Below are 26,661 nucleotides of genomic sequence, written 5' to 3' on the forward strand. Positions count from 1 at the left end.
AACCGGTCCTTGTGCGGGGCCGTCAGGCCACTTTCCAACAATGCTGGTGCCAGTGTCTCCGGGCTGCGAGATCGGCGCCGTCGCCGAGCACGCCATCGGCCCGCCACGCCACGAGATGCGCCACGCCGGCGTCGATCGAGCGGCCGCAGCCCGGGCACACATAGCTCTTCTGAGCCTGTGCGGCGGAGACCGGCTGCACGGTCCACTCGACGCCGCGTCGCACCTCGGTGCGCTTCCAGCCGGCGAGGAGGCGCTCGAAGGACTCGTCGCCGCTCGATTCGGGGCGACGCCTGTTGGACCGCGGCATCGCGGTCAGTACCACCCGACGCGCTGCGAGTGTCCCCAGGCCCCGCACGGCGTGCCGTAGCGTCCGGCGATGTAGCCCAGGCCCCACGAGATCTGCGTCGCGGGGTTGGTCTCCCAGTCGGCTCCCGCACTCGCCATCTTGCTGCCGGGGAGCGACTGCGGGATGCCGTAGGCGCCGCTGGAGGCGTTGTACGCGTTGACACGCCAGCCCGACTCCTTGTTCCACAGGGCCACCAGGCAGGAGAACTCGCCGTCGCCCCAGCCGCGGGCCTTGACCATGCTGTACGCGATCGACTGGGCGGACCCGGGGTCGGGTGTGACGAAGGGCGGGGCCCAACCCGACGACGAAGCGGAGCCCGACGGCGCGACGACCACCGGCTTCGGCTTGGGCTTGGGCTTGACATACACCGTGTAGCCGCCGCGATCGAGCGGGCGAGGCTCGGCCGCCTCGTCGTCGGCCTCGACGACGGCACGGGTCTGGATGTCGCCGAGCGAACTGGCGTAGAGCGTCATCGGAGCGACTTCCTCCGCATTGGCCTCGGACAGCGCCATGCCGGTCGGGCCGATGTAGGCGACCACGAACCCGACCGCTGCGAAGGCGGCGAACACGCCCAGAACCCCGCGGCGACGCGACCAGCGCTGAGCCGGAACCGGCGCGCGTCGCGGCGCGGCGACACGTGAATCCGCGAGCGTCGACACGGTCTGACGCCGGGAGCGCCGGGTGGGGATCAGCTCGTTTCCGGAAGTCACAGTTCCCCGAGTCTAGCGATCGTCATCGGCGCATGCCATCCGACGTGAGCGGTGACGTCACGTCACCGCGAGCATGACCTCGACGACGGCATCCAGCACGGCATCCACCTGCGTCTCGCTGTAGCCGCCCCGCTGCATGCGGAAGGCGACCGAGCGCACCTGCTCGACCGTCACGGACTCCCCCGCCTCGATGAAGCGAGACACCTTGTCGGCGACGAGATCGACCTCGTCGACGCGGTAGCCGTACCGCAGCACCGACACCCGATCGAAGCGGCGACCGCGGGGGCGCGAGAGCCGGTCGAGGATGACCTGAGCGGTCTCGCGGGTCTTGCCCACCCATTCGTGCGCTCCGAGGTCGGACACGGCCGCCTCGCGCTCGCGAGCGGCGAAGGCGTCTTCGATGCGACCGAGCGCCGCGTCCACGGAGGCGATCACGTAGCCGCGGCGGACCAGGGGGAAGGCTGCGCGCCGCACGTCGGCGGCCGTGAGCGGCTCGCCGCCCGCCTCGAACGCCGTGCGGGCGCGGGCGAGGAAGGCGTCGACGGCCCTCTTGTCGTACCCCTTCTCGCGCCCGCGCGTCTCGGGGAATGATGCCGGGGTGTCAGCCGGTGCTGTCGTCATGATGCCACCAGGGGGGTGAAGAGGTAGTAGAGGGCCAGCGCCGCAGCGGCCGACGGCAGGATCGAGTCGAGCCGATCGAGCACGCCCCCGTGACCGGGCAGCCAGGAGCTCATGTCCTTGATGCCGAGGTCGCGCTTGATCATCGATTCTCCCAGGTCTCCGGCGGTCGCCGTGCCGAGGATGACGATGCCGATGACGACGCCCACCCACCACTCCAGCCCGAGCATGAAGATGCCGAGCAGGACTCCTGCGACGACAGCCGCGAGGACGGCGCCGGCGAATCCCTCCCACGTCTTCTTCGGGCTGATGCGCGGGGCCATGGGGTGCTTGCCGAAGAGGATGCCCGCGGCGTAGGCCCCGGTGTCGGCGGCCACCACCACGGCGATGAACGCCAGCACCCACCATTCGCCGCCGTCCTGCGCGAGCAGCACCACGCACAGGCTCGCGAGGAACGGCACGTAGAGCTGCACGAAGCCGCCGACCAGGGCGTCGCCCAGCACCGCGCCGTAGGTGCGGCCGTCGCGAGCGGTCATCTGCACCAGGAGACGCCAGACGACAACGACGGCGATCGCGACGAAGACGACGACCCAGTGCAGCCAGAGCTCGAGGAAGTAGCCCGACAGCACCACCACCGCGCCGGCGACGAGCTGCGGGATCAGGTCGATCCGGCGGCCGGTCGCCACGAGCGCGCGAGAGAACTCGAAAACGCCGAGGAGGACCGCCGCGAGGGCGAAGACCAGGAACAGCTGCTTGACGAAGATCAGGGATCCGAGCAGCAGCGCGCCCGCGGCCACGCCGATCAGCGTCGCCAGAATGAGGTCGCGCCCGGTACGGGCCTTGATGCGCTCGTTGGCCTCTTCGAACTCCGCGCGTGCGTGGGCGACCTGGCTTTCGAACTCCGTGCGCGCGGCGCGGATGTGCGCCTGGATCACGGGGCCGGAGTCGGCCGACGCGGCAGCCGGCGCTTCAGGCATCGGCGGCCGGGGCGGAACGACCCCGCCGGCCAGGTCGGAGGCGGAAAGCGGTGTGACGACCTCGGTGTCCGTCTCCCGGCGGGCCTCAGCCGCTTCGCGACGCGTCAGAGGAGCCTCCGGGAGGGACTGATCGCCCCCCGGCGGCCCTCCGGATGAATCGGACATGAGAGATCAGACCTCGAGCAGCTCGGCTTCTTTGCGCTTGAGGGCGTCGTCGATGGCGTCGACATGGGCCCGCGTGATGGCGTCGAGCTCCTTCTCGGCACGGTTGAGCTCGTCCTCGCCGAACTCGCTCTTGAGGTCGTCGAGGTCGTCCTTGGACTTGCGACGGATGCCGCGCAGGTGGACCTTGTGGTCCTCGCCCTTGGAGCGCACCAGCTTGACGTACTCCTTGCGGCGCTCCTCGGTGAGCTCGGGCATCGTGACCCGGATGAGGTTGCCGTCGTTCGTCGGGTTCACGCCCAGGTTCGGGATGTCGCGGATGGCCTGCTCGATGGCCTTCAGCGCCGACTTGTCGTAGGGCGTGATGATGAGCGAGCGCGCCTCGGGGTTGTTGATCGACGCCAGCTGCGCGAGCGGCGTCGGGGTGCCGTAGTAGTCCACCAGCACCTTCTGGAAGAGCTGGGGGTTCGCACGCCCGGTCCGCACCGAGGCGAAGTCATCCTTCGCGGCTTCGACGGCACGATCCATGCGTGCTCCGGCATCGGCCAAGACGTCCGCGATCACTGTGTCTCCTTCATGGGGGTGGGCCTGATCAGTCTACTCAGCGCGGGGATTCACGCCGTGACCAGCGTGCCGATGGACTCGCCCAGCAGCGCGCGGGTGACGTTGCCCGCGGGCTCCATGCCGAACACGCGCATGTCCATCTTGTTGTCCATGCAGAGGCTGAACGCCGTCGAGTCGACGACCTTCAGACCGCGCTGGAGCGCGTCGAGGTAGGTGATCCGGTCGATCCTGGTGGCCGAGGCATCCTTCTTCGGATCCGCGGTGTAGACGCCGTCGACGCCGTTCTTCGCCACCAGCACCTCCTGCGCATCGATCTCGAGTGCGCGCTGTGCCGCGACGGTGTCGGTCGAGAAGTAGGGCAGCCCTGCACCGGCGCCGAAGATCACGACGCGGCCCTTCTCCATGTGGCGCTCGGCGCGCCGCGGGATGTAGGGCTCGGCGACCTGGGTCATCGAGATCGCCGACTGCACGCGGGTGGCCGCGCCGGCCTGCTCGAGGAAGTCCTGCAGCGCGAGGGCGTTCATGACGGTGCCCAGCATGCCCATGTAGTCGGCACGGCCGCGGTCCATGCCGCGCTGGCTGAGCTCGGCGCCGCGGAAGAAGTTGCCGCCGCCGACGACGACCGCGATCTCGACTCGGTCGACGGCCGCGGCGATCTCGCGCGCCATCTGGCTGACGACGTCGGGATTGACGCCCAGCTGGCCGCCGCCGAACGCCTCGCCGGACAGCTTCAGGAGGACGCGGCGGCGCCCGGTGGTCTCAGTGATCACGACGATCCTCTCGTTGGGGACAAACTACCGAAGGGCATGAGAAAAGGCCCGCATCGATGTCCGATGCGGGCCTTCTCCAGATGTTATGCGCCGACCTTGAAGCGGGCGAAGCCCGTCAGGGTCAGACCGGCGTCCTTGGCCACCTGGGCCACGGAGAGCTTGTTGTCCTTCGCGTAGTCCTGGTCGAGCAGGGAGACCTGCTTGAAGAACGCGTTCACGCGACCCTCGACGATCTTCGGAAGGGCGGCCTCGGGCTTGCCCTCGTTGCGCGAGATCTCGGTGACGATCTCCCGCTCCTTCTCGACATCGGCCTCGGGGACCTCGTCACGCGACAGGTACGACGGGTTCGCGAACGAGATGTGCTGCGCGAGGCTGCGCGCGGTCTCCGCGTCGTCGCCCGTGTAGGCCAGGACCACGCCGACCTGCGGGGGCAGGTCCTTGCTGGTCTTGTGCAGGTAGACCTCGAACTTGTCGCCGGTCAGCGTGCGCACGCGGCGCAGCTCGACCTTCTCGCCGATGATGGCGGCTTCGTCGTCGATGAGCTGGGCGACGGTCTGCGAGCCGGCGGGCGCCGCGAGGGCGGCCTCGACGGAGTCGGCGGACGCGGCCGCAGCGGCATCGGCGACCTTGTCGGCCAGCGCGATGAAGCGGTCGTTCTTCGCCACGAAGTCGGTCTCGCACGCGAGCTCGATCAGCGTGACCTTGCCGTCCTGCTCGCGAGCGGCGATGAGGCCCTCGCTGGTGGAACGGTCGGCGCGCTTGGCGTTGCCCTTCGCGCCCTTGAGACGCAGGATCTCGACGGCCTTCTCGACGTCGCCGTCGGCCTCTTCGAGAGCCTTCTTCGTGTCGACCATGCCCGTGCCGAGCTGCTCGCGCAGCGCCTTGATGTCGGCGATCGTGAAGTTTGCCATGGGTGGCGGCTCCTTGATTGTGGTGAGTGCTGAGGATGCCTCGGCGGGACCGGCGTGAGCGCGGTGACTCAGTCCGATCCCGCCGGGGCGGAGTTCATGCGGCGGGGCCGATTACTTGGCGGCGGCCTCGGCGTCCGCGACCTCGGTCGCGGTCTCGTCGGCGGCCACGGCCACGTCCTCGTCGTGAGCGGCGGCGCCCTCGGCGTCGGCGGCGGACTCGGTCGCGGCCTCGCCCTCGACGGCCTGCTCGGCCTCGACGGCCTCCGCGAGCTCGGCGGCGGCGACGTTCTCGTCGGCGACCTTCTCGGTCTCGGCGGAGGACTGCTCCGGCGTGCCCTGCTCGAGCAGCTCGCGCTCCCAGTCGGCGAGGGGCTCGGCGTCGGCGGACTCGTCGGTCGGCTGGTGACGCTGGATGAGGCCGTCGGCGGCGGCGTCGGCGATGATGCGGGTGAGCAGGCTCACCGAGCGGATCGCGTCGTCGTTGCCGGGGATCGGGTACTGGAACTCGTCGGGGTCGGCGTTCGTGTCGAGGATGCCGATGACCGGGATGCCGAGCTTCGTGGCCTCGTTGACCGCGAGGTGCTCGCGCTTGGCGTCGATGACCCAGATGGCCGAGGGGGTCTTCTGGAGGTTGCGGATGCCGCCGAGCGACTTGTGGAGCTTGTCGAGCTCGCGCTTCTTGATCAGCAGCTCCTTCTTGGTGAAGCCGCTCGCAGCCGGGTCGTCGAAGTTGAGCTCTTCGAGCTCCTTCATGCGCGCGAGGCGCTTGGACACCGTCTGGAAGTTCGTGAGGAGGCCACCGAGCCAGCGCTGGTTCACGTAGGGCTGGCCGACGCGGGTCGCCTGCTCGGCGACGATCTCCTGGGCCTGCTTCTTGGTGCCGACGAAGAGGATGGTGCCGCCGTGGGCGACGGTCTCCTTGACGAAGTCGTACGCCTTGTCGATGTACGTCAGCGACTGCTGCAGGTCGATGATGTGAATGCCCGAGCGCTCCGTGAGGATGAAGCGCTTGACCTTCGGATTCCACCGGCGGGTCTGGTGTCCGAAGTGGACGCCGCTGTCGAGCAGCTGGCGAATGGTGACGACGGCCATAGCCGTTCTCCTGTTCTGGCGCTCGCGCGCCTCTTGCGGTTGTGTTCCTGCCGGCAGGGAGCCGGCGAGCCTGGTGCCCGGCACACGCCCACTCACAGAAGCTCTGTGAGACCGATGGGAGTGAATGCCGCACCGCTGGGATCCGAGGATCTGCGGAGCTCTGGGCACGCGGAGTCACCCCGACGAGCGGGGTGCAGGGTCCAGTGTATCAGCAGCCCCTTCTCCCCCGCGCTGCCGGGCGCACGACCGTCCACCGGCCGGCGGCCTGGTCGCCGGGGTGCTCACTCGGGCTGGCAGCGTCGGCACATGCGCGCTCCGTCCGCCCCACCGTGCGCACCGCGCCGCACCGTCGCCCTCCTGATCATCGTGCTGGCGGTGCTCGCGGGTGCGGCGCCGGCAGCGGCCGGTGCGGGCGAGACGCAAGCGTCGGGCGGCGCCGAGCTCGACGGTCGGTCGTGGAGCTGGCCACTCACGGCGTTCCGGCTCGATCGCCCCTTTCAGGCTCCGGCGCACGCGTACGGCGCCGGTCACCGGGGGATCGATCTCCGTCCGCTCGACGCGGGCGCCGTGCGAGCGCCCGCGCCGGGCACGGTGGCCTTCTCGGGTCCGGTCGCCGGACGCGGCATCCTCACCATCGACCATGGCGACGGCCTGGTCACCACCCTCGAACCCGTGGACACCTCGCTGCGAGCGGGAGCGATGCTGCGGGCCGGCGACCCCGTCGGCACGATCGGGCTCGGCGGGCACACCGAACCGGGAGCTCTCCATTTCGGCGTGCGGCTGCACGGCGAGTACGTCAATCCGCTGCTCCTGCTCGGCGGTGTGCCGCGAGCCGTGCTCCTCCCCTGCTGCTGACGCCGGCTCGTGCGCGGCAGGGTCCGCGTGTCAGGCGCGCGGGTGCGCCAGCCGATACGTCGCCGTCAGACGCTCGCTCGAGACATGCGTGTAGATCTGCGTCGTGCCGAGACTGGCGTGGCCCAGGATCTCCTGCACGGCGCGCAGATCGGCGCCGCCGTCCAGCAGGTGCGTCGCCGCGGAATGACGCAGGGCGTGGGGACCGACGGCGGCTCCCAGTTCGGGGCCGAGAACGCGCGAAACGACGTCGTACACCGCTCGCGTCCCGAGGCGACCGCCCCGCACGCCCAGGAACACCGCCGAGCCGCCGGCCGGTGCGTCGCGGCCCTCCGCGCGGGCTCGAAGGATGGGACGGCCCCGCACGAGGTACGCGTCGAGGGCACGGGCCGCGGCGCCGCCGAAGGGCACGACGCGCTCCTTCGATCCCTTGCCCAGCACCCGGACCGTACGACGCTCGGCGTCGATGTCGGACAGGTCGAGACCGCACAGCTCCGAGACGCGTACCGCGGCGCCGTAGAGCAGCTCGAGCAGGGCGTGATCGCGCAGCGCGATCGGGTCGCCTTCCGCCGCCGACGCCCGGAGCACGTCGAACAGCTCGGTGAGGGAATCGGATGCCGCGACCTTCGGCAGGCTGCGCCCGCGCTTCGGGGCGACCAGGCGAAGACTCGGATCGGCTTCCAGGAGCTTCTCCTCCACGGCCCACGCGAAGAACCCGCGCGCGGATGACGTCCGGCGTGCGATCGTCGAGCGGGCGTCGCCGCGCTGGGTCGCGCGCCACAGCCACTCGCGGAGCTGCTCGAGGTCGATGTCGGCGAGCTCCCCGTCGCCGGTCGCCGTCGTCAGATCGGAGAGGTCGGACCGGTAGGCGCGGACCGTGGCCGGCGACAGCCGGCGCACGTCGGCGAGATGCGCGGCATACGCGTCGACCGCCCGTCCGACTCTCACGCCTCCAGCTTGCCCCGGCCGGCGACACCACGCCGGGCGGCGCACCGGGTAGTGTCCGGCCCGCGTGCTGCGCCCGACGCGGTGGGTCAGTCAGTCCCGCGTGTTCGCATTCCGCCACCCCGCCGGCCCGCGGACCACAGCACCCTCCAGGTGGAGCAGCCCGAGGATGGCCTCCACCTCGTCGGGCGTCATGCCTGCCCGCCGGGCGACATCTGGGGTGTCTCGCCACGTGCGTGCGCTGAGCGCGTCACGGACACGCGTCGTGTCGTCGGTTCTCGCCCGCCCGTCCGCGGCGACGCTCGACGTCGGCGACTCGTCGAGGCCGATCAGCTCGCGGATGTCGGCTGCGCTGGTGATGCACTGCGCACCGTATTCGCGCAGCAGTCGGTGCGTTCCCGCCGACGCCGCAGAGGTGATCGGACCCGGCACCGCTCCGAGGTGCCGCGAGAGCGCCGCCGCGTGCCCTGCAGTGTTGAGCGAGCCGCTGCGCCAGCCGGCCTCGACCACGATGGTCGCCTCCGCGAGGGCCGCGATCAGGCGGTTCCGCTGCAGGAACCGCCACTTCGTGGGGGCGGAGCCGCACGGTGCCTCGCTCACCACCGCGCCGGTCGCGGCGATCCTGTCGAGCAGTCCGGCATGGCCCGCAGGGTAGGGACGGTCGACCCCGCCCGCCAGCAGGGCGACGGTCAGCCCGCCGACGCTCAGCACCGCCCGATGGGCCGCGCCGTCCACCCCGTACGCGCCGCCTGAGACGACCGCCACGCCGCCCCCGGCTAAGTCTGCGGCGAGCTCGATGGCGACGTGCTCGCCGTACGACGTCGCGGCGCGCGCACCCACCACGGCGACCGAAGGACGCAGCTCGAGCAGCCGGGAGGCCGAGCCGCGCACCCACAGGCACACCGGCGCATGGTGTCCGAGGTCGTCGAGCTGTCGGGGCCACTCCGGGTCGGCCCGCGTCACGAGCCGCACCCCCGCCCTCGACGCACTGCGCAGCGCGTCGCTGACGTGCTCGAGCGAGAGCCGCGGCAGCCAGCGCTTGCGGGCGGTCGCGAGGTCGGTGTCTTCGACGAGCTCCGTCGTCCCGTCGCCGATGACAAGTCGCAGTGCTTCGGCCGGACCGAGACCCGACAGAAGGCGGCCCGCCGCCGAGTCACCGGGTTCGACGAGGTGGCACCACACCACGGTCGCGAGGCGTTCCACCGCCATCGCATCACTCGCATCTCCCGCGAGAAGGGGCCTGAGCACGCGGCGCGCCGCACGCGGGGAGAGATCGATCGACGTCACAGGGCGATTCCCTTCTTGAGGTACAGCGCCCGGCCGATGTGCTCTGTGCCGAGCTGCGGGCTGGGTTCCAGGTCGGCGAGCGACCACGCCACGCGCAGCACGCGGTCGTACCCGCGAAGGGTCAGCGCACCGCGGTGCAGCGCAGCGTCGAGCGGGCGCCGGACGAGCGGCGGCGGCGCCTGCGGGCCGTCGCGCAGCCAGGCGCCCGACACCTCGGCGTTCACCCGCCACGGCGTGCCGGCCAGCCTCTGCGCCGCCCGGCGGCGCGCCTCGGCCACGCGCAGGCGAGCGGTCTCGGTCGTGAGGGTGCCCGCCGCCTGCTCGCGCTGCGCCACCGACACCCGCGCCAGGGTCAGCTCGATGTCTATCCGGTCGAGCAGCGGCCCCGACAGCCGCCCGAGGTACCGGCGGATCGCGGCGGGCGGGCAGGTGCACGTGCCGCCGCGGATGCCGTAGTCGCCGCACGGGCAGGGGTTCGTCGCCATGACGAGCTGGAACCGCGCGGGGAACTCGGCGCTCGCGCTCGCTCGGTGGATCGTGATGGACCCGTTCTCGAGCGGCTGACGCAGTGCGTCGAGCGCACTCGCCTGGAACTCGCCGGCTTCGTCGAGGAACAGGATCCCCTCGGTCGCGCGGGCGATCGCCCCCGGTCGGACCGTGCGCGAGCCGCCGCCGACGAGCGCCGCCACGCTGGCGCTGTGGTGCGGCGCCTCGAACGGCGGAGTGCGCGACAGCTCGACCACGCGTGCGCCGGAGAGGCTGCGGATCGACGCGCTGGTGAGAGCAGCCCGGTCGTCGAGCTCGGGCAGTATTCCGGGCAGCCGCCGGGCGAGCATCGTCTTCCCCGCGCCGGGCGGGCCGCACATGAGCAGGTGGTGCCCGCCCGCTGCGGCGACGACCAGCGCGTCGACGGCCTCCCGCTGGCCGATCACGTCGGCGAGATCGGGCCTCTCCGGCTGGGCGAGGTCATCGTCGTCGGGCAGTTCGACCGGCTCATCGTCGGGCACCAGTACGTCGGCACCGTGCCAGGCCGCGACCTGAGCGAGGTTCACGGCGGCGATCACCTCGATGCCGTCGACCAGACGCGCTTCGTCGCGGTTCGCCCACGGCACGATCACCGTGCGGTGTCCGCCTCGCGCCGCCGCCACGACCGCCGGAAGGATTCCCGGGATCGGGCGCAGCCTGCCGTCGAGCCCCAGCTCGCCCAGGTGGACCGCGGAAGCGACGGACGCGGCATCCATCGGCAGTTCCGTCGCCAGCGCCGCCACGGCGATCGCGAGATCGAAGCCCGACCCCTGTTTGGGGAGGCTCGCCGGGGAGAGGTTCACGGTGAGCCGCCGGCGCGGCAGCGACATGCCGCTGTTGGCGCACGCGTTGTGCACGCGCTGCACGGCCTCGGCGAGGGCCTTGTCGGGCAGCCCGATGATCTTGAAGTCCGGCGTCTGGTTGGACAGATCGGCCTCGACCTCGACCCGCTCGCCCTCGGCCCCCACGAGCGCGATCGCCCAGGTCCGCGCGACGCTCACGGCACCTCGACGTCGACGAGGTGCTCGAGCCGTGCGGTGCTCGGGTCGGCGCCGGTCAGCCCGATCGCGTCGATGCGAAGCCTTCGGCCCTGGACGCTGTCGCGGTGCGCAGCCATCCACGCCATGGCGAGCCGCCAGAGCCGCGCGCGCTTGCGGGCGTCGATCGCCTCGAACGGATGGCCGAATCCCTCGCCGCGACGGGTCTTGACCTCCACCACGACGATGTCGGCGCCGCGCGCGACGACCAGATCGATCTCGCCCTCGCGGCAGCGCCAGTTGCGCGTGAGCACCGCGTAGCCGTGATCCTCGAAGTAGCGGGCGGCGCGGTCTTCACCGGCGCGCCCCAGGACGTCCTTCTGTGCCATGGAAGGATCGTCGCGCCCGCGGCGGTCGCGCTGGCGACGGGCCGAGGCATCCGTTCACTGCCTCCTCGCCGATGGCGCTGGGGAGGAGGCGGGGGTGGCTCAGGTGTCGAGCGACAGCTCTTCCGGAAGGTGGAAGTCGCGGCGCTGGAGCTCTTCGACGTTCACGTCCTTGAAGGTCAGCACCCGGACCGCCTTGACGAACCGGTCGGCGCGGTAGATGTCCCATACCCAGACGTCGGCCATCGAGATCTCGAAGTAGAAATCGTGCTCGGTGTCGCGGCGCACGACGTTCACCTCGTTGGCGAGATAAAAGCGCCGCTCGGTCTCGATCACGTACTGGAACTGCGAGACGACGTCGCGGTACTCGCGGTACAGAGCGAGTTCCAGCTCACGGTCGTAGTCCTCGAAGACTTCGTCATCCATGGTGAGTCCATCCTATGGGCGGGAGCGGGTGCCGCGACCCGCGTGCGTCGCAGGCGGGACAGCGCGTCAGAACAGCGTGGGCGCGTCGCCGATCGACCAGGACGCCCGATGGTGCGCGCTGATGCCGTGCTCCCGGATCGCCTCGCGGTGATCGGGGCTCGCGTAGCCCTTGTTGCGCGCCCAGTTGTAGGCGGGCAGCTGGTCGTGCAGCTGGGTCATGAGCGCGTCGCGTGCGACTTTTGCGATGACGGATGCCGCGGCCGCCGACGCGCAGTCGCGATCGGCCTTGATCACCGGGGTGACCCGCAGCCCGGCCGCTCCGGCAGCGGTGATGTAGTCGTAGTTGCCGTCGAGGATGACGATCGCGTCCTCGGGGACCACGCCGTGAGCGCGCAGGTCGGCGAGAGCGCGGATCGAGGCGAGGCCGAGCGCGCGCATGATGCCGACCTCGTCGATCTCGGCGGAGCTCGCCCACCCGACGGCGCTCGCCGACACCCACGACGCCGCGCGCGCAGCCACGTCGGCACGGCGAAGCTCGGGCACGAGCTTGGAGTCGCGGAGTCCCTGCGGGATGCGCTTGCGCGATCTCGGCGCGTCGATCACGGCCGCGCCGACGGCGACCGGCCCGGCGAGTGCCCCGCGTCCGACCTCGTCGCAGGCGATGACGAGCGCGTGCTCACGCAGGAGTCGTCGCTCGAGCGTGAGGCGCGGCTCGGCCACCGTCATGGCGCCGGCTTCTCCTCGGAGGGCTCGGGCACCCCGGCGAAGTCGTCGTGATGGAAGTCGAGCATCCCGAAGCGGTCGAGCGGCCACGTCACGAGGAACGCTCGCCCGACGACGTTGTCGATCGGGACGAAGCCGTCGCCCGGCTGGTCCTGGTTGTAGCGCGAGTCCTTCGACTGGTAGCGATTGTCGCCGAGCACCCACAGGCTGTCGGCGGGCACGGTGATGTCGAAGGTGTCGCCCGAGGCGGCGGACTCCCCCGTCGGGACGACGATGTAGTCGGTCTCGTCGATGGGGACGCCGTTGACGGTGATCTGGCCGAGCGTGTTGCAGCAGATGACATGGTCGCCGGGCAGTCCGATGATGCGCTTGACGAGGTGATCGTCGCTGTCGGGGGCGGAGAGGCCCACGAGGGCGAGCACCCAGTCGATCGCCTCGACGACCGGCGGACGGGCGGGATCGGAGCTCGGCGGGAGCCAGCCGCCCGGGTCCTGGAACACCACGATGTCGCCGTGGTCGTAGCCGCCGAAACGCGGGGTGATCTCGTCGACCAGGATCCTGTCGTCGATGTGGAGCGTGTCCTTCATCGATCCGGAGGGGATGTAGAAGGAGCGCACGAGGAACGTCTTGACGAGGAACGACACGAGCACCGCGATCAGGATGATCACGACGACGTCGCGCAGGAACGTCAGCCAGCCGCGCCGGCGAGGATGGACGGCGGCGTCGCCTCCCGACCCGGAAGAGGGGGCCGGCTCGGCCTCAGCCGTCTTCTCGGTGGTCATGCAGATCCTTCACCGGCACGCCGCGGTTGGACGTGCCTACCCACAAGGTTCCCACATTCCGGACGGCACGACATGCCGCTGCGGACGGTTCGCGGGACGTTTCCAGCCAGCGGGACCGAGGACGGAGACGACGAAGCCCCAGACCTCCTGGTCCGGGGCTCCGAGGAGGAGAACTCAGTTCTCGCGCTTCTCCTTGATCTTGGCCTTCTTGCCACGGAGGTTGCGCAGGTAGTAGAGCTTCGCGCGGCGGACGTCGCCGCGGGTGACGACCTCGATGTGGTCGATCACGGGGCTGTGGACGGGGAACGTGCGCTCGACACCGACCTGGAAGCTGATCTTGCGGACCGTGAAGGTCTCGCGCACGCCGTCGCCCTGGCGGCCGATGACGACGCCCTGGAAGACCTGGATACGCGAGCGGTTGCCCTCGGTGATGTTGACGTGCACCTTGACGGTGTCACCGGGAGCGAAGGCGGGGATGTCGGAGCGGAGCGAGGCCGCGTCGACGGCGTCGAGGATCTGCATGATCGTTTCTCTCTGCGGCCGCCACAGGTCGACCGCGGGAAGTGTTGGAAAGGATGTCGTGTGCCCGAGGCCGTGGCGAGAGCCGAACGGCGGATTCCCCTGAGGCAGAACCTGGTCAGGGCACAAACATCCATTCTGCCATGGATGCCGCGCCCGGCCAAAACGGGTCAGGACGCGGGAGGCCGCTGCTTCTCTGTGACGATGATGACGTCCTGCAGGGAGGCGTCGGCGCGCTCCTCGGCGGGCGGGATGTAGGCCATCCCCTCCGTGGTGCGCAGAACCATGCGCGAGGGCTTCGCCTCGCTCCACAGCTGCCACAGTTCGAGCCAGAACAGCGCGATGCCGACCAGGACGGCGACGATCATCAGAGGCATCCACCAGGCCTGGTTGTAGAAGCCGAGGGCGATGATCAGCCCGTGCCACGCCGTGAAGCCGAGGACGTCCCACCACGACACGGCGCGGTGGGCACGCACGGTCCCCCGCGCGCGCACCAGCACGGAGAGGAGCAGCTGCCACAGGAAGACGCCGGGGATCGCGAACACCATCCACAGGAAGGCCCAGCCGCCGGCACCGGAGACGATCCACCCGACGAACAGCCAGAGCGGCAGGACGAAGGCGGCGGGGATCAGCCAGCCGAAGAATCCGCGTCGCAGCACCATGTCTGAATGGTACGCCGGTCGCCCTCGGCGCGGCATGGGGTGGACGAGGTGCGGAGCATCCTCCCAGCCCCGCGCATCCGCGTCCGACAGAATGGGGGTGACGAAAGGGAAACACGGATGATCGAGCTGCGCACTCCCGCCGAGATCGAGGCGATGAAGCCGGCGGGGCGATTCGTCGCCGAGACACTGGCGACGCTGCGCGACGAGACGAAGGTCGGCACGAACCTGCTCTCGATCGATCGCCGTGCGCACGAGCTGATCCGGCGGGCGGGCGCGGAGTCGTGCTACATCGACTACCACCCGTCGTTCGGCGCCAGCCCGTTCGGCAAGGTGATCTGCACGTCGGTCAACGACGCCGTCCTGCACGGTCTCCCCTTCGACTACGTCCTGCGCGACGGCGACCTGGTGTCGCTCGACTTCGCCGTCTCGGTCGACGGCTGGGTCGCCGACTCTGCCGTGTCCTTCGTCGTGGGCACCCCTCGCGACGAGGACCTCGCCCTCATCGACACGACGGAGCGGGCGCTGGATGCCGCGATCGAGGCGGCTACGGTCGACAACCGCATCGGCGACATCTCGGCGGCCATCGCCGGGATCGCCCACGCAGACGGCTACTCGATCAACACGGACTTCGGCGGTCACGGCGTCGGGCGGATCATGCACGGCGACCCGCACGTGCCCAACGACGGCAAGGCCGGCCGCGGCTACCCGCTGCGCGCAGGTCTCGTCGTGGCCCTGGAGCCGTGGTTCCTGCAGACGACCGACCGGCTGATCACCGACCCCGACGGCTGGACCCTGCGCTCGGTCGACGGCTCGCGGGGCGCGCACTCCGAGCACACCGTGGCGATCACCGCGGACGGCCCGATCGTGCTCACCGACCGCTCCTGGCTCGGCGTCGACTGACGCCTCGCGCCTCAGTCGGTCGCCGGCACCAGCACCGCCGCCGACCTCGGCGGCAGGCTCACCGATCCCTTCGCGATCACCACGCCGTCGTCGGTGGCGAGCGCGAGGACGGCTGACGGTGCGACGGGCAGGGCGACCTCCGCCGTCGAGAAGTTCACGATGACCTCCGACGACCCCCGCCGCAGGCGGAACCACCGGTGCTCCTCATCCGCCTCCGCGCTGAGGACCCGGAAGTCGGGATCGGTGAAATCCGCCTGCGTCCGGCGCAGGGCGATCAGTTCGCGGTACAGCGCCAGAAGCCCGGCGTGGGCTGCGGCATCCTTCTCCTCCCATCGCAGCCGGGAGCGCTCGAACGTCGCCGGATCCTGGGGATCGGGCACGACCGACTCGTCCCAGCCCATCTGAGCGAACTCGGCCTTCCGGCCGCGGGCGGTGGCCTCGCCCAGCTCCGGCTCGGGATGCGACGTGAAGAACTGCCACGGCGTGGACGCACCCCACTCCTCCCCCATGAAGAGCATGGGTGTGAACGGCGACAGCACGGTGAGCACGGCGGCGATCGCGAGGCCTCCCGGGTCGAGCGACTGCGACAGGCGATCTCCGGCTGCGCGATTGCCGATCTGGTCATGGTCCTGCGCGAACACGACGAGCCGCCAGGTCGGCAGCCGCGGGTCGATCGGACGGCCGTGCTCTCGGCCGCGGAACGACGAGAACGTCCCGTCGTGGAAGAACCCCCGCGTCGATGCCTTGACGAGAGCCGAGAGCAGCGCGAAGTCCGCGTAGTACCCGGTGGTCTCGCCGGTGAGGGCCACGTGCAGTGCGTGATGGTAGTCGTCGCTCCACTGCGCCGTGAGGCCGTAGCCCCCGCCCTCGCGTGCCGTGATGAGCGTCGCGTCGTTCAGGTCGCTCTCGGCGATGAGGGTCAGAGGCCGACGGACCTGCGCGCTCAGCGCGTCGACGGATTCGGCGAGTTCCTGCAGGATGTGCGTGCCGGAGCGGTCCCGCAGCGCGTGGACGGCGTCGAGCCGGAGCCCGTCCACGTGGAAGTCGCGCAGCCACATGAGGGCGTTGTCGACGATGTACCGCCTCACCTCCGGCTCGTCGAGGTCGATCGACGATCCCCACGTGTTCGACTCGGCGTCCCGCAGGTAGGGGCCGAACTCGGGCAGGTAGTTGCCGCTCGGCCCGAGGTGGTTGTAGACGACGTCCTGGATCACGCCCAGGCCGGCGCGGTGACAGGCGTCGACGAAGCGCTGGTAGGCGGCGGGTCCGCCGTACGGCTCGTGCACGGCGAACCAGAGGACTCCGTCATACCCCCAGTTGTGCACGCCGTTGAAGGCATTGACCGGCAGGAGCTCGACGAAGTCGATGCCGAGATCGACGAGGTGGTCGAGGCGCTCGGCTGCCGCATCCAGAGTCCCCTCCGGTGTGAATGTGCCGACGTGGAGTTCGTAGACCACGCCGCCGGCGAGCTGCCGTCCGGTCCACGCCGTGTCCTGCCACTCGTGATCGGCGGGATCGAAGCCGACGCTCAGGTCGTGGACTCCGCGAGGCTGCCGGCGCGAGCGCGGATCCGGCCGGGCGGAGTCTGCGCCGTCGAGCACGAAGCCGTACTCCTCGCCGCCGGCGAGGGTCACCGCGGCGTGCCACCAGCCGCCGTCACCCCGCTGCATCGGGATGTCCGCACCGCGCGCCGGCGCGCGGAGGTCGACACGCTGCGCCCGCGGGGCCCACACCGACGTCGTCATGGGGACTCCACGCTGAGGAGGGCAACGGGGTACACGTCCAGGATCTCTGCCAGGGGCACCGCGCCGCCCGTGAACGTCCGGCCGGTGAAGACGTCGGTCGTCGGGCCGGCATGACGGAGCAGCACGGTGTCTTCCCAGGGGGATCCGGATGCCGCTCCCCGGCGCGCGAGCGCGACGGGAAGGCGCGTCGCGACCGCGAGCGCGCCGCCGCGGTCCACCGCGATCGCATGGTGAGCGGCCGGGCCGACGACGGTCGAGGGCGTGTACTTCGTGAACAGGTCGGGACGGTCGCGGCGCAGGCGGAGCGTCCGCGAGGTCACCAGCAGCTTGGCCGCACCGGTCCGGTCCACCAGCGGAAGGGTGCCGGCGTCGAGCTCGGCCAGCAGCCGTCGGCGCTCGGCGAAGTCGACCGGACGACGATTGTCGGGGTCGACCAGGCTCTGCTCCCACAGCTCGCCGCCCTGGTACACATCGGGAACGCCCGGCCCGGACAACTGGAGCAGCTTGGCCGACAGCGCGTTGGACCATCCGGCGGCCTCGATCTCGGAGACGAACGACTCCACCCGGGCCGCGACCGAGGTGTCGTCGAACGCCGCGTCGACGAGCGCGTGCATCCGCGACTCGAAGGCCGCGTCGGGCGCCAGCCACGAGGTCATCTCCGATGCTTCCCGTGCGGCCTTCTCGGCATAGGCGTGCAGGCGCTCACGAGAGGCCGGCCACGCGCCGACGACCGCCTGCCACAGCAGCGCGTCGAACGGACCGTGCCCGGTGGAAGCGGCATCCCGCAGCTCCTGGAGCACCTCCGCCCAGCGCTCCGGGATCTCGGCGAGCACCGCGAGGCGCGCCCGCACGTCCTCGCCCCGCTTCGTGTCGTGCGTCGACAACGTCGTCATGCTGTTCGGCCACGTGGCGTGGCGCCGGAGCTGCGCGGTGTGGAACGCGTCCACCGAGAGCGCGAAGTGCGACGGGTCGGCGCCGACCTCGGTGAGCGTGCCCAGGCGCGTCGCGCGGTAGAAGGCGGTGTCTTCGACCCCCTTCGCCATGACCATGCCGCTGGTCTGGGAGAAGCGCTGGGCGGCGTGATGCCGCGGGTCGGAGAGCAGCGGGAGCAGGCGGTCGAGGGTGTCGGCGAGCTCGGGGCGCCGTGCGCGAGCGGCGCGGGAGGCCTGCTCAAGATGCTCACGCCCGGCGGGGAGGTAGGAGCGGTAGACCGGGAACCAGGCCAGCAGTTCGGCGAGCGCGTCCTCGACCCACGGGTCGTCGGCGCTGCCGAGGTCGCGGGCGAGGCGGCGGACCTCTGAGCGGAGGATGCCGTCGGCCACCGCCCGCTTGGTGCCCGCGATGAGGTCGTGCCAGGGCTCGGCGGCGGGGAGTCCGGTTGTACTCCGGAGAGCTGCGTCGAGATGGTCCAGGGCCTCCTCGCCCGAGGGGTCGACGAGGACGCGGTCGATCTCGGCGAGGGCGTCGTAGCCGGTCGTCCCGTCGACGGCGAAGAATGCGGGGAGCGCCTCGCCGCGCTCGAGGATCTTCTCGGCGAGCACGTAGGGACCGCCGGTCAGGGTGTCGAGCCGCTCGAAGTACTCGACGGGGTCGCGCAGACCGTCGGGGTGATCGACCCGCAGGCCGTCGACCAGGCCCTCGGCGAACCAGCGCGCGACCTCGGCGTGCGTGCGGGCGAACACCTCGGGGTCCTCCACGCGCACGGCTGCCAGGCTCGAGACGCCGAAGAACCTCCGGTAGTTGAGGTCGTCCGCCTCGCGGCGCCAGTCGATCAGTTCGTAGTGCTGGCGCGCCAGGACGTCCGACACATCGCCCCCTGCGGACTCGCTGCCGGGTGCCAGCGGATAGCGATGGTCGTAGTAGCGCAGCTCGCCGGACTCGACCCGCAGAGCGCCGGAGGCTGCGGCATCCTTCACCGGCTCCCCCAGCACGGGGACGCGCACCTTCCCGCCGCCGAAGTCCCAGTCGATGTCGAAGAAGTCCGCCCATGCGGACGCCCGCCCGTGGGTGAGCACGTCCCACCACCACGCGTTCTCGGACGGTCGAGCGACACCGACGTGGTTCGGAACGATGTCGACGAGGACGCCGAGTCCGGCCGCGTGGAAGGCGGCGCTCGCACGGTCCAGAGCCTCGCGTCCGCCGCGCGCGGGATCGACGGTCGTGGGATCGACGACGTCGTAGCCGTGATCGGAGCCCTCCGACGCGGTCAGGATCGGGGACAGGTAGACCCAGTCGACGCCGAGTGCGACGAGGTAGTCGGCCAGCGCAGCCGCGTCGTCGAGGGTGAAGGACGGACGGATCTGCAGCCGATACGTCGAGACCGGCACGTACGCGGGCACGGTGGCCTCACCCGCCCAGCTCTGCCCGCGGGGCGGCGCCCGGCACTTCGTCCATCCCGGCGACCGACGTGACTGCGAGGGACGCCGCGACGGTGTGACCGACCTCGGGCTCGGGCACCTCATGCTCGCGCAGGACCATGAGCGATCGTCCCGGAACCGCGAGCGTCGAGCCGGGCTCGACCGGAACGGTGTTGGCGTGCTCGCCGGCCGTGTCGACCACGACGTCCCACTTCGGGCTGAACTCCACGTCGGGAATCGCGAAGTCCACCACGTCCTCGCCCGCGTTGAACAGCACGATGAAGTGGTGGTCGGAGATCGGCTCGCCGCGACGATCGCGCTCCCGGATGCCGTCGCCGTTGAGGAAGACGGCGACCGCCCGGCCGAAGCCGGAGTCCCAGTCCTCGGGCTGCATCTGGGTGCCGTCGGGCCGCGCCCACGCGATGTCGGGGATCGGCGCCCCCTCCTCGCGCCGCACCGGCCGGCCGTTGAAGAACCGGCGGCGGCGGAAGGTGGGGTGCTCGCGGCGCAGGCGCGCCAGTGACGCGGTGAACTCGGTGAGGGGCTGGTCGACGTTCGACCAGTCGACCCACGTGATCTCGTTGTCCTGCGCGTAGCCGTTGTTGTTGCCGCTCTGGGTCCGGCCGAGCTCGTCTCCGTGCAGGAGCATCGGCACGCCCTGCGACAGCATCAGCGTCGCGATGAAGTTGCGCTGCTGCCGTGCCCGCAGGGTCAGCACTTCGGGATCGTCGGTCGGGCCCTCCACTCCCCCGTTCCACGACCGGTTGTCGTCCGCGCCGTCGCGGTTGTCCTCGCCGTTGGCCTCGTTGTGCTTGTCGTTGTACGAGACCAGGTCGCGCAGCGTGAAGCCGTCGTGGGCCGTGACGAAGTTGATGGATGCCACGGGCCGCCGCCCCGAGTGCTCGTACAGGTCGGCCGACCCGGTGAGCCGCGAGGCGAACTCGCCGAGCGTCGCCGGCTCGCCGCGCCAGAAGTCGCGCACGGTGTCGCGGTACTTCCCGTTCCACTCCGTCCACTGCGGGGGGAAGTTGCCGACCTGGTACCCGCCGGGGCCGACGTCCCACGGCTCGGCGATGAGCTTCACCTGCGAGACCACCGGATCCTGCTGGACCAGCTCGAAGAAGGTCGCCAGCCGGTCGACCTCGTAGAACTCCCGAGCCAGCGTGGAGGCGAGATCGAACCGGAATCCGTCGACGTGCATCTCGAGGACCCAGTAGCGCAGCGAGTCCATGATGAGCTGAAGGGTGTGGGGATGGCCGACGTTCAGGCTGTTCCCGGTTCCCGTGTAGTCGGTGTAGTACCGCTTGTCGTCGTCTTCGAGCCGGTAATAGGCCTCGTTGTCGATGCCGCGCATCGACAGCGTCGGCCCGAGGTGATTCCCCTCGGCGGTGTGGTTGTAGACGACGTCGAGGATCACCTCGATGCCGGCGGCGTGCAGGGCCTTCACCATCCCCTTGAACTCCTGCACCTGCTGGCCGCGCTGGCCGCTGGACGAGTAGGTGTTCTGCGGCGCCAGGAAGGAGATGGTGTTGTAGCCCCAGTAGTTCGACAGCCCCTTCTCCTCGAGAACGGAGTCGTTGACGAACTGGTGCACCGGCATGAGCTCGATCGCCGTCACACCCAGCTTCTGCAGGTGCTCGATGATCGCCGGATGCGCGATCGCGCTGTAGGTTCCGCGGATCTCCTCGGGCACGGCGGGGTGGAGCTGGGTGAGCCCGCGCACGTGCGCTTCGTAGATGAAGGACTCGGAGTACGGCGTCTTCGGCAGCCGGTCGCCGCTCCAGTCGAAGTACGGGTTCACGACCACGCCCATCATCTGCTGAGCCGCGGAGTCCTCGTCATTGCGGGAGTCGGGGTCTCCGAAGTCGTAGCCGAACACCGGCTGGCCCCACGTCACCTGGCCTTCGACGGCTTTCGCGTACGGGTCCAGCACGAGCTTGCTCGGGTTGAACCGCTTGCCCGAGGCGGGGTCGTGCTCGCCGTGCACGCGGTAGCCGTAGCGCTGGCCGGGCTGCACGGCGGGCAGGTACCCGTGGTGCACGAAGGCGTCGACGTCGCGAAGTTCGACGCGCGTCTCGACGCCGGCGTCGTCGAAGAGGCAGAGCTCGACGCGCTCGGCCCCCTCGCTGAACAGCGCGAAGTTGGTGCCGTTGCCGTCGAACGTCGCGCCCAGCGGGTAGGCGGTGCCGGGCCAGATCTGCATAGAACCTCCATGTCGGCGGTTCTTCACGATATCGACCGGAAGCAGCGCGATGTCAGGACTGGCGTGTCCGACCGCGGTGGGGTAAGTCGCGACGACGGCGATCAGGCGGGAGCACGCGCCGCTCTCCTCACATCAGTCGTGCGGGCGGTGTGAGGGAAACGTTCGCGGGAGGTAACCCGCACTCGCCGCGCGGCGAAACACCGCGCTCCTAGCGTTGCGGGCACCGAGAGAAGATCCGTCGAGCAGGAGACGCCATGACCGAGGAAGCACCCCGCACCGACCGGCGCGCGCCCCGCCGGGCCGTCGACAGCCGGAAACATGACGCTGACTCCCCCGCAACATCGCGCGCGTACCGTGACGCCATGAGTTCCGCCGCGGCACCCGTCACGCACGTCGTCGTGGTGGGCGCCGGCATGGTGGCGCACCGCTTCGTCGAGAGCCTGCTCAGCCGCGCGGACGAGTCCTGGCGCATCACGCTGCTCGGCGAGGAAGGGCGTCACCCCTACGATCGCGTCGGGCTCACCGGCTTCTTCTCGGGCGCGAGCCCCGACGACCTGACCCTCGAGCGGACGGTGCTCGACGACGAGCGGGTGCGGTTCGTGAGCGGCGATCCGGTCGCGCGCATCGATCGCGCGGCGCGGCGGGTCACCACCCGGAGCGGCCTGAGCGTCGCCTACGACCGCCTGGTCCTGGCCACCGGGTCGTACGCGGCGCGGCTCGCGGTCGACGGCTTCGGCCTCGACGGATGCTTCGTCTACCGCACCCTCGACGACGTCGAGCGCCTCCGCGCCTTCGTCGAGAAGCGCTCGGCGGAGCTCGGACGGCCGCTGACCGGGACGGTGATCGGCGGTGGACTGCTCGGCCTGGAGGCGGCGGGAGCCTTGCAGGGGCTGGACGTGGCGTGCACCGTCGTGCAGTCGTCGGACCGGCTGATGTCCGCGCAGCTGGACCTCCGGAGCGGCGACGCCCTGCGCCGCATCATCGAGTCCCGCGGGATCCGTGTCATGACCGGCACGACCACGACGCGGCTGGACCCCGATCGCACCGGTCAGGTGACGGGCCTCGAGTTCCGCGACGGCAGCTACGAGCGCACGGACGTCGTCGTGTTCACGGTGGGCGTCCGGCCGCGCGACGAGCTCGCCCGCGGCGCCGACCTCGAGGTGCATCCGCGCGGGGGCGTGCTCATCGACGCCGGGTGCGAGACCTCCGATCCCCGCATCCTCGCCATCGGGGAGGTGGCGAACTTCGACGGCGCGTGCGTGGGGCTCGTGGCTCCGGGCTATGCGATGGCGGAGGTCGCCGCGACCCGGCTGCTCGGGGGCGAGGCATCCTTCCCCGGCTACGACCTGTCGACCAAGCTCAAGCTCTCGGGGGTGGATGTCGCCAGCTTCGGCGACGCGTTCGCCGAGACGCCCGGCGCGCTCGACGTCGTCTACGCCGACCCGGTGGCCGGCGTCTACAAGAAGCTCGTCCTCTCGGACGACGCCAAGACCCTCCTCGGCGGCATCCTCGTCGGCGACGCGTCGGCGTACGGCTCGCTTCGCCCGCTCGTCGGCGGCGCACTCGGCGGCGACCCGGCGGCCTATCTCATGCCCGAGACCGGCGTCGCCGCACCGACCGGAGAGCTGCCCGACGCAGCGCTGGTGTGCTCGTGCAACAGCGTCACCGCCGGCGCGATCCGTCACGCCGTGCACGAGGAGGGCTGCACGGACGTCGCGGCCGTCACCTCCTGCACCAAGGCGGGAGCCGCCTGCGGCTCGTGCGTGACGATGGTCAAGAAGATCGTCGGCATCGAGCTGGCGAAGTCCGGTGCGGCACTCAGCAGCGCGCTGTGCGAGCACTTCGACATGTCGCGCCGCCAGCTCTTCGACGCGGTGCGGGTGTCGGGCCACACGACCTTCAGCGCCGTCATCGACCGCTTCGGAACGGGCCGGGGCTGCGACATCTGCAAGCCCGCACTCGCAAGCATCCTGTCCACCCTCGTGGGCAGGCACGTGCTCGACGGCGAGAACGCGACGCTGCAGGACACCAACGATCACGTGATGGCAAACCTGCAGAAGGACGGCAGCTACTCGGTCGTGCCGCGCATCCCCGGCGGCGAGATCACCCCCGAGGGGCTCGTCGTCATCGGCGAGGTCGCGCGCGATTTCGGCCTGTACACGAAGATCACCGGCGGGCAGCGCATCGATATGTTCGGCGCACGGCTCGAGCAGCTGCCCGACATCTGGAAGCGCCTCGTGGAGGCCGGCTTCGAGTCAGGTCACGCGTACGGCAAGTCGCTGCGCACCGTGAAGTCGTGCGTCGGCTCGACGTGGTGCCGGTACGGCGTGCAGGACTCGGTCGGCATGGCCGTGCAGCTCGAGCTGCGGTATCGCGGGCTGCGGTCGCCGCACAAGCTCAAGCTGGGCGTCTCGGGCTGCGCGCGCGAGTGCGCCGAGGCGCGCGGGAAGGACGTCGGCGTGATCGCGACCGAGGCGGGCTGGAACATGTACGTGGGCGGCAACGGCGGATTCACCCCCCGGCACGCCGTGCTGCTCGCCGAGGGCCTGAGCGACGCGGAACTGCTCACGGCGATCGACCGCTTCCTGATGTACTACATCTTCACCGCCGACCGGCTGCAGCGGACCGCGCCCTGGTTCGAGGAGCTCGAGGGCGGGATCGACGGGCTGCGCGCTGTCATCTTCGACGACAGCCTGGGCGTCTGCGCCGACCTGGACGCGGCCATGGCCGCCCACATCGGGTCGTATGAGGACGAGTGGAAGGCCACGCTCGACGACCCCGACAAGCTGCGGCGGTTCGCCTCCTTCGTCAACGCGCCGACCACGCCCGATCCGTCGCTGGCCTACACCGCAGAGCGCGGCCAGGGGCGACCTGCCACGGACTCCGAGCGCGAGAGCGGCGTCCTCATCGCCGGAACGATCCTGGAGGTGCGCCGATGACCCTCGTCGACCCGCAGTCCACCGCGACCGAGGCGCCCGACGGCTGGGTGCGCGTGTGCGCCGTGTCCGACCTCGAGGTCGAGCGCGGCCGTGCCGCCCTCCTCGGCGGCACGCAGATCGCGCTGTTCCTGCTCCACAGCGGGCGAGTCCACGCCGTGTCGAACTTCGATCCGTACAGCCGGGCGAACGTGATCTCCCGCGGCATCGTCGGAACCCGGCAGGAGGCCCCGACCGTCGCATCGCCGATGTACAAGCAGGTCTTCGACCTGCGCACCGGCTCGTGTCTCGACACCCAGGGCAAGGAGCCCGCCTCGCTGCACGTCTGGCCGGCCGCCGTGACCGACGGCCAGGTGCTCGTGCGCTGGGAGGCGCAATCGTGACCGGCCGCGTCGACCTGGTGGGCGGCGGCCCGGGGCCGATCGACCTCATGACCGTCCGAGCGTGGCGCCTGCTGGGGCAGGCCGACGTCGTCGTGATGGACCGCCTGGGCCCGACTGAGATCCGTCCGCACCTGCGACCGGACGCCGAGGTCATCGACGTCGGCAAGATCCCGGGGCATCACCCGGTGCCGCAGCACGAGATCAACGAGATCCTCGTCGACCGGGCCCGGGCGGGAAAGCGCGTGGTGCGGCTCAAGGGAGGCGATCCGTTCGTCTTCGGCCGCGGCGGCGAGGAGGTCATCGCGTGCGTCGCGGCGGGCGTGCCGGTCGACGTGGTGCCGGGGGTGACGAGCGCGGTCGCGGTGCCCGAGGTGGCCGGCATCCCCGTCACGCACCGGGGAATCGCGTCGGCCGTGCATATCGTCAACGGCCAGTCGGAGCTCACCGCCGCGACCCTGGCAGCGCTCGGCGACGACGACGTCACAACCGTGATCCTCATGGGCGTGGGGGCGCTCCCTCGCCTCGTCGCCGACGCCCTGCGAGCGGGCGTTCCGCGCGAGCGCCCGGTCGCGATCGTCGAACGCGGTCACCATCCCGATCAGCGGACCACCCGCAGCTCGCTCGGCGACATCGTGCTCGACGCCGGTCGCATCGGCGTGCGCAACCCCGCCGTCATCGTCGTGGGCGAAGTCGCCCGGGCCGGCACGCTCGTCCCCCAGCTGATCGCAGCGCGCTCCGGATCCGGCGGCTGACCGGTGTCGCTCCCCCGCCCCGCTCTCTCGGCCGCCCTCGACGGCTGCACGATCGTGATCGCCGTCGATCGGCGCTCGCTCGAACTCGCGGCCGCGCTCGAGCGTCACGGCGCTGCGGTGCGGCACGCCCCCGCGCTCACGATCGTGCCGCACATCGACGACGACGCGCTGATCGAGGCGACGCGGAAGCTCATCGCGAACCCTCCCGAGATCGTCGTCGCCAGCACCGGCGTGGGCTTCCGGGGCTGGATGGAGGCGGCCGACGAAGCGGGGATGCTCGATGACCTCCACGCCGCCCTGTCCGGGGCGCAGATCGTGGCCAGAGGCCCCAAAGCGCGCGGCGCGATCCAGCAGGCGGGGCTCACCGCCGACTGGGTGGCCGAGTCCGAGACCTCGGCCGAGCTGGGCGAATACCTCCTCGCCGAGGGGGTCGCGGGCCGGCGCGTCGCCGTCCAGCACCACGGCTCGGGCGCGGACGGGCTCGACGAGCTCTTCGAGCAGGCGGGCGCCGACGTCGTGAGCCTCACCGTGTACCGGTGGGGACCGCCTCCGGACTCCGCCGCGGTGTGCCGCTCGGTCGTGTCGACTGCGCAGGGCGAGGTCGACGCGGTGCTGTTCACGTCCGCTCCCGGTGCAGCGGAGTGGCTCGCCGCGGCCGGGCGCGAGGGCGTCCTGGACGACATCGTGGACCTCGCCGCGACCGGGCGCGTGCTGATGGCCGCGGTCGGACCCATCACCGCGTCCCCGCTCGTCTCCACCGGGATCACGCCCCTCGTCGCCGAGCGCGGGCGGCTGGGCTCCCTCGTGCGGGCGGTCGTGACGCACTTCGGCGGCGGTCATGCGGCATGGCTGGACACGAGCGCCGGGCGCCTCGAGCTGCGCAGCACGGGCGCGGTTCTTGCGGGTGCCCACATCCCGCTGTCCCGTACGGGCACCGACATCCTCGCCGCCCTGTTCGAGGCGGGCGGAAGCGTCGTCTCCCGCCAGCGCCTCCAGAGCGCGCTCCCCCGCTCGGGCGTGAACACCCATGCGGTCGAGATGGCGGTCGCCCGCGTGCGGGAGGCCCTCGGCGTGCCCGACCTCATCAAGACGGTCGTCAAGCGCGGGTACCGGCTCAACGTCCTCGACCCCGCCGAGGCCTCGGCCTGACT

26 protein-coding genes are annotated in these 26,661 nt (G+C 70.9%); 6 read left to right on the top strand and 20 right to left on the bottom strand.

Annotation, left to right across the window (positions count from 1 at the left end):
• Window positions 1-22: 22 nt before the first annotated feature.
• The 8 genes from JX005_RS09575 to rpsB all read right to left on the bottom strand — a co-directional run bounded on the left by JX005_RS09575 (window position 23) and on the right by rpsB (window position 6,150).
• Window positions 23-307 carry an Rv1322 family protein gene (locus tag JX005_RS09575; RefSeq protein ID WP_214467268.1) on the bottom strand — a complete coding sequence of 95 codons (285 nt, stop codon included), beginning with the start codon at window positions 305-307 and terminating at the stop codon, window positions 23-25.
• A 5-nt stretch (window positions 308-312) separates the two neighbouring features.
• The gene (locus tag JX005_RS09580) at window positions 313-1,056 is read right to left on the bottom strand and encodes an aggregation-promoting factor C-terminal-like domain-containing protein (RefSeq protein WP_372447332.1); all 744 of its coding nucleotides are present in this window, start codon (window positions 1,054-1,056) and stop codon (window positions 313-315) included.
• A 57-nt stretch (window positions 1,057-1,113) separates the two neighbouring features.
• Window positions 1,114-1,677, bottom strand: a complete 564-nt coding sequence (locus JX005_RS09585; protein WP_214467269.1) for a DivIVA domain-containing protein — start codon at window positions 1,675-1,677, stop codon at window positions 1,114-1,116.
• Window positions 1,674-2,651: a phosphatidate cytidylyltransferase gene (locus tag JX005_RS09590; RefSeq protein WP_246533797.1), complete on the bottom strand. Its 978-nt coding sequence runs from the start codon at window positions 2,649-2,651 to the stop codon at window positions 1,674-1,676. Before JX005_RS09590 ends, JX005_RS09585 begins: the two co-directional genes overlap by 4 nt.
• Before the next feature lie 171 nt (window positions 2,652-2,822).
• Complete coding sequence (frr, locus tag JX005_RS09595) at window positions 2,823-3,377, bottom strand: ribosome recycling factor (protein WP_214467271.1); 555 nt, start codon at window positions 3,375-3,377, stop codon at window positions 2,823-2,825.
• A 50-nt stretch (window positions 3,378-3,427) separates the two neighbouring features.
• Window positions 3,428-4,147 (bottom strand): UMP kinase, encoded by a 720-nt coding sequence (gene pyrH / locus JX005_RS09600; protein ID WP_214467272.1) that lies wholly within the window; start codon window positions 4,145-4,147, stop codon window positions 3,428-3,430.
• Window positions 4,148-4,230: 83 nt separating this feature from the next.
• Window positions 4,231-5,058: a translation elongation factor Ts gene (gene tsf, locus JX005_RS09605; RefSeq protein WP_214467273.1), complete on the bottom strand. Its 828-nt coding sequence runs from the start codon at window positions 5,056-5,058 to the stop codon at window positions 4,231-4,233.
• 111 nt (window positions 5,059-5,169) lie between these two features.
• Window positions 5,170-6,150, bottom strand: coding sequence for a 30S ribosomal protein S2 (rpsB, locus tag JX005_RS09610; RefSeq protein ID WP_214467274.1), 981 nt, complete (start codon window positions 6,148-6,150; stop codon window positions 5,170-5,172).
• 306 nt (window positions 6,151-6,456) lie between these two features.
• On the opposite strand from rpsB, the gene JX005_RS09615 reads away from it, so the two are divergent.
• A complete protein-coding gene (locus JX005_RS09615; protein ID WP_214467275.1) occupies window positions 6,457-7,005 on the top strand; it encodes a murein hydrolase activator EnvC family protein in 549 nt (182 codons plus the stop codon).
• Between the two features lie 30 nt (window positions 7,006-7,035).
• On the opposite strand, the gene JX005_RS09620 is transcribed toward JX005_RS09615, so the two are convergent.
• The 9 genes from JX005_RS09620 to JX005_RS09660 form a co-directional block, all read right to left on the bottom strand.
• The gene (locus tag JX005_RS09620) at window positions 7,036-7,950 is read right to left on the bottom strand and encodes a tyrosine recombinase XerC (RefSeq protein WP_214467276.1); all 915 of its coding nucleotides are present in this window, start codon (window positions 7,948-7,950) and stop codon (window positions 7,036-7,038) included.
• A gap of 90 nt (window positions 7,951-8,040) precedes the next feature.
• The gene (gene dprA / locus JX005_RS09625; RefSeq protein ID WP_443674036.1) at window positions 8,041-9,234 is read right to left on the bottom strand and encodes a DNA-processing protein DprA; all 1,194 of its coding nucleotides are present in this window, start codon (window positions 9,232-9,234) and stop codon (window positions 8,041-8,043) included.
• On the bottom strand, window positions 9,231-10,760 hold the full coding sequence (locus JX005_RS09630) for a YifB family Mg chelatase-like AAA ATPase (protein ID WP_214467278.1): 1,530 nt from the start codon (window positions 10,758-10,760) through the stop codon (window positions 9,231-9,233). Before JX005_RS09630 ends, dprA begins: the two co-directional genes overlap by 4 nt.
• Window positions 10,757-11,125 (bottom strand): YraN family protein, encoded by a 369-nt coding sequence (locus JX005_RS09635; protein ID WP_214467279.1) that lies wholly within the window; start codon window positions 11,123-11,125, stop codon window positions 10,757-10,759. Before JX005_RS09635 ends, JX005_RS09630 begins: the two co-directional genes overlap by 4 nt.
• A 99-nt stretch (window positions 11,126-11,224) precedes the next feature.
• Window positions 11,225-11,548, bottom strand: a complete 324-nt coding sequence (locus JX005_RS09640; RefSeq protein WP_191766815.1) for a DUF2469 family protein — start codon at window positions 11,546-11,548, stop codon at window positions 11,225-11,227.
• 66 nt (window positions 11,549-11,614) lie between these two features.
• Window positions 11,615-12,274 (bottom strand): ribonuclease HII, encoded by a 660-nt coding sequence (gene rnhB / locus JX005_RS09645; RefSeq protein WP_214467280.1) that lies wholly within the window; start codon window positions 12,272-12,274, stop codon window positions 11,615-11,617.
• A complete protein-coding gene (gene lepB / locus JX005_RS09650) occupies window positions 12,271-13,053 on the bottom strand; it encodes a signal peptidase I (RefSeq protein ID WP_214467281.1) in 783 nt (260 codons plus the stop codon). The genes rnhB and lepB overlap by 4 nt, the downstream gene beginning before the upstream one ends.
• A 174-nt stretch (window positions 13,054-13,227) precedes the next feature.
• Window positions 13,228-13,575 carry a 50S ribosomal protein L19 gene (gene rplS, locus JX005_RS09655; RefSeq protein WP_214467282.1) on the bottom strand — a complete coding sequence of 116 codons (348 nt, stop codon included), beginning with the start codon at window positions 13,573-13,575 and terminating at the stop codon, window positions 13,228-13,230.
• A 167-nt stretch (window positions 13,576-13,742) separates the two neighbouring features.
• The gene (locus JX005_RS09660) at window positions 13,743-14,234 is read right to left on the bottom strand and encodes an MFS transporter permease (protein WP_214467283.1); all 492 of its coding nucleotides are present in this window, start codon (window positions 14,232-14,234) and stop codon (window positions 13,743-13,745) included.
• Window positions 14,235-14,351: 117 nt separating this feature from the next.
• On the opposite strand from JX005_RS09660, the gene map reads away from it, so the two are divergent.
• On the top strand, window positions 14,352-15,134 hold the full coding sequence (gene map, locus JX005_RS09665) for a type I methionyl aminopeptidase (protein WP_214467284.1): 783 nt from the start codon (window positions 14,352-14,354) through the stop codon (window positions 15,132-15,134).
• An 11-nt stretch (window positions 15,135-15,145) separates the two neighbouring features.
• Here the strand turns inward: map and treZ are convergent, their stop codons facing one another.
• The 3 genes from treZ to glgX are packed head-to-tail and all read right to left on the bottom strand — an operon-like array spanning window position 15,146 to window position 21,439.
• On the bottom strand, window positions 15,146-16,879 hold the full coding sequence (treZ, locus tag JX005_RS09670) for a malto-oligosyltrehalose trehalohydrolase (RefSeq protein ID WP_214467285.1): 1,734 nt from the start codon (window positions 16,877-16,879) through the stop codon (window positions 15,146-15,148).
• Window positions 16,876-19,218: a malto-oligosyltrehalose synthase gene (gene treY, locus JX005_RS09675; RefSeq protein WP_307858547.1), complete on the bottom strand. Its 2,343-nt coding sequence runs from the start codon at window positions 19,216-19,218 to the stop codon at window positions 16,876-16,878. Before treY ends, treZ begins: the two co-directional genes overlap by 4 nt.
• Before the next feature lie 7 nt (window positions 19,219-19,225).
• Window positions 19,226-21,439, bottom strand: coding sequence for a glycogen debranching protein GlgX (glgX, locus tag JX005_RS09680; RefSeq protein ID WP_214467287.1), 2,214 nt, complete (start codon window positions 21,437-21,439; stop codon window positions 19,226-19,228).
• 362 nt (window positions 21,440-21,801) lie between these two features.
• Between glgX and nirB the strand changes: the two genes are divergently transcribed.
• From nirB to JX005_RS09700, 4 genes are read left to right on the top strand one after another with little or no spacing between them, the layout of a single operon-like run.
• The gene (gene nirB / locus JX005_RS09685) at window positions 21,802-24,378 is read left to right on the top strand and encodes a nitrite reductase large subunit NirB (RefSeq protein WP_214467288.1); all 2,577 of its coding nucleotides are present in this window, start codon (window positions 21,802-21,804) and stop codon (window positions 24,376-24,378) included.
• The gene (gene nirD, locus JX005_RS09690; RefSeq protein ID WP_214467289.1) at window positions 24,375-24,758 is read left to right on the top strand and encodes a nitrite reductase small subunit NirD; all 384 of its coding nucleotides are present in this window, start codon (window positions 24,375-24,377) and stop codon (window positions 24,756-24,758) included. The genes nirB and nirD overlap by 4 nt, the downstream gene beginning before the upstream one ends.
• Window positions 24,755-25,510, top strand: coding sequence for a uroporphyrinogen-III C-methyltransferase (cobA, locus tag JX005_RS09695; RefSeq protein ID WP_214467290.1), 756 nt, complete (start codon window positions 24,755-24,757; stop codon window positions 25,508-25,510). Before nirD ends, cobA begins: the two co-directional genes overlap by 4 nt.
• A gap of 3 nt (window positions 25,511-25,513) precedes the next feature.
• Window positions 25,514-26,659, top strand: a complete 1,146-nt coding sequence (locus JX005_RS09700; RefSeq protein WP_214467291.1) for a uroporphyrinogen-III synthase — start codon at window positions 25,514-25,516, stop codon at window positions 26,657-26,659.
• The last annotated feature ends 2 nt before the right edge of the window (window positions 26,660-26,661 follow it).

The sequence above is a fragment of the Microbacterium flavescens genome (assembly GCF_018588945.1).
Classification (GTDB): Bacteria; Actinomycetota; Actinomycetes; order Actinomycetales; family Microbacteriaceae; genus Microbacterium; species Microbacterium flavescens.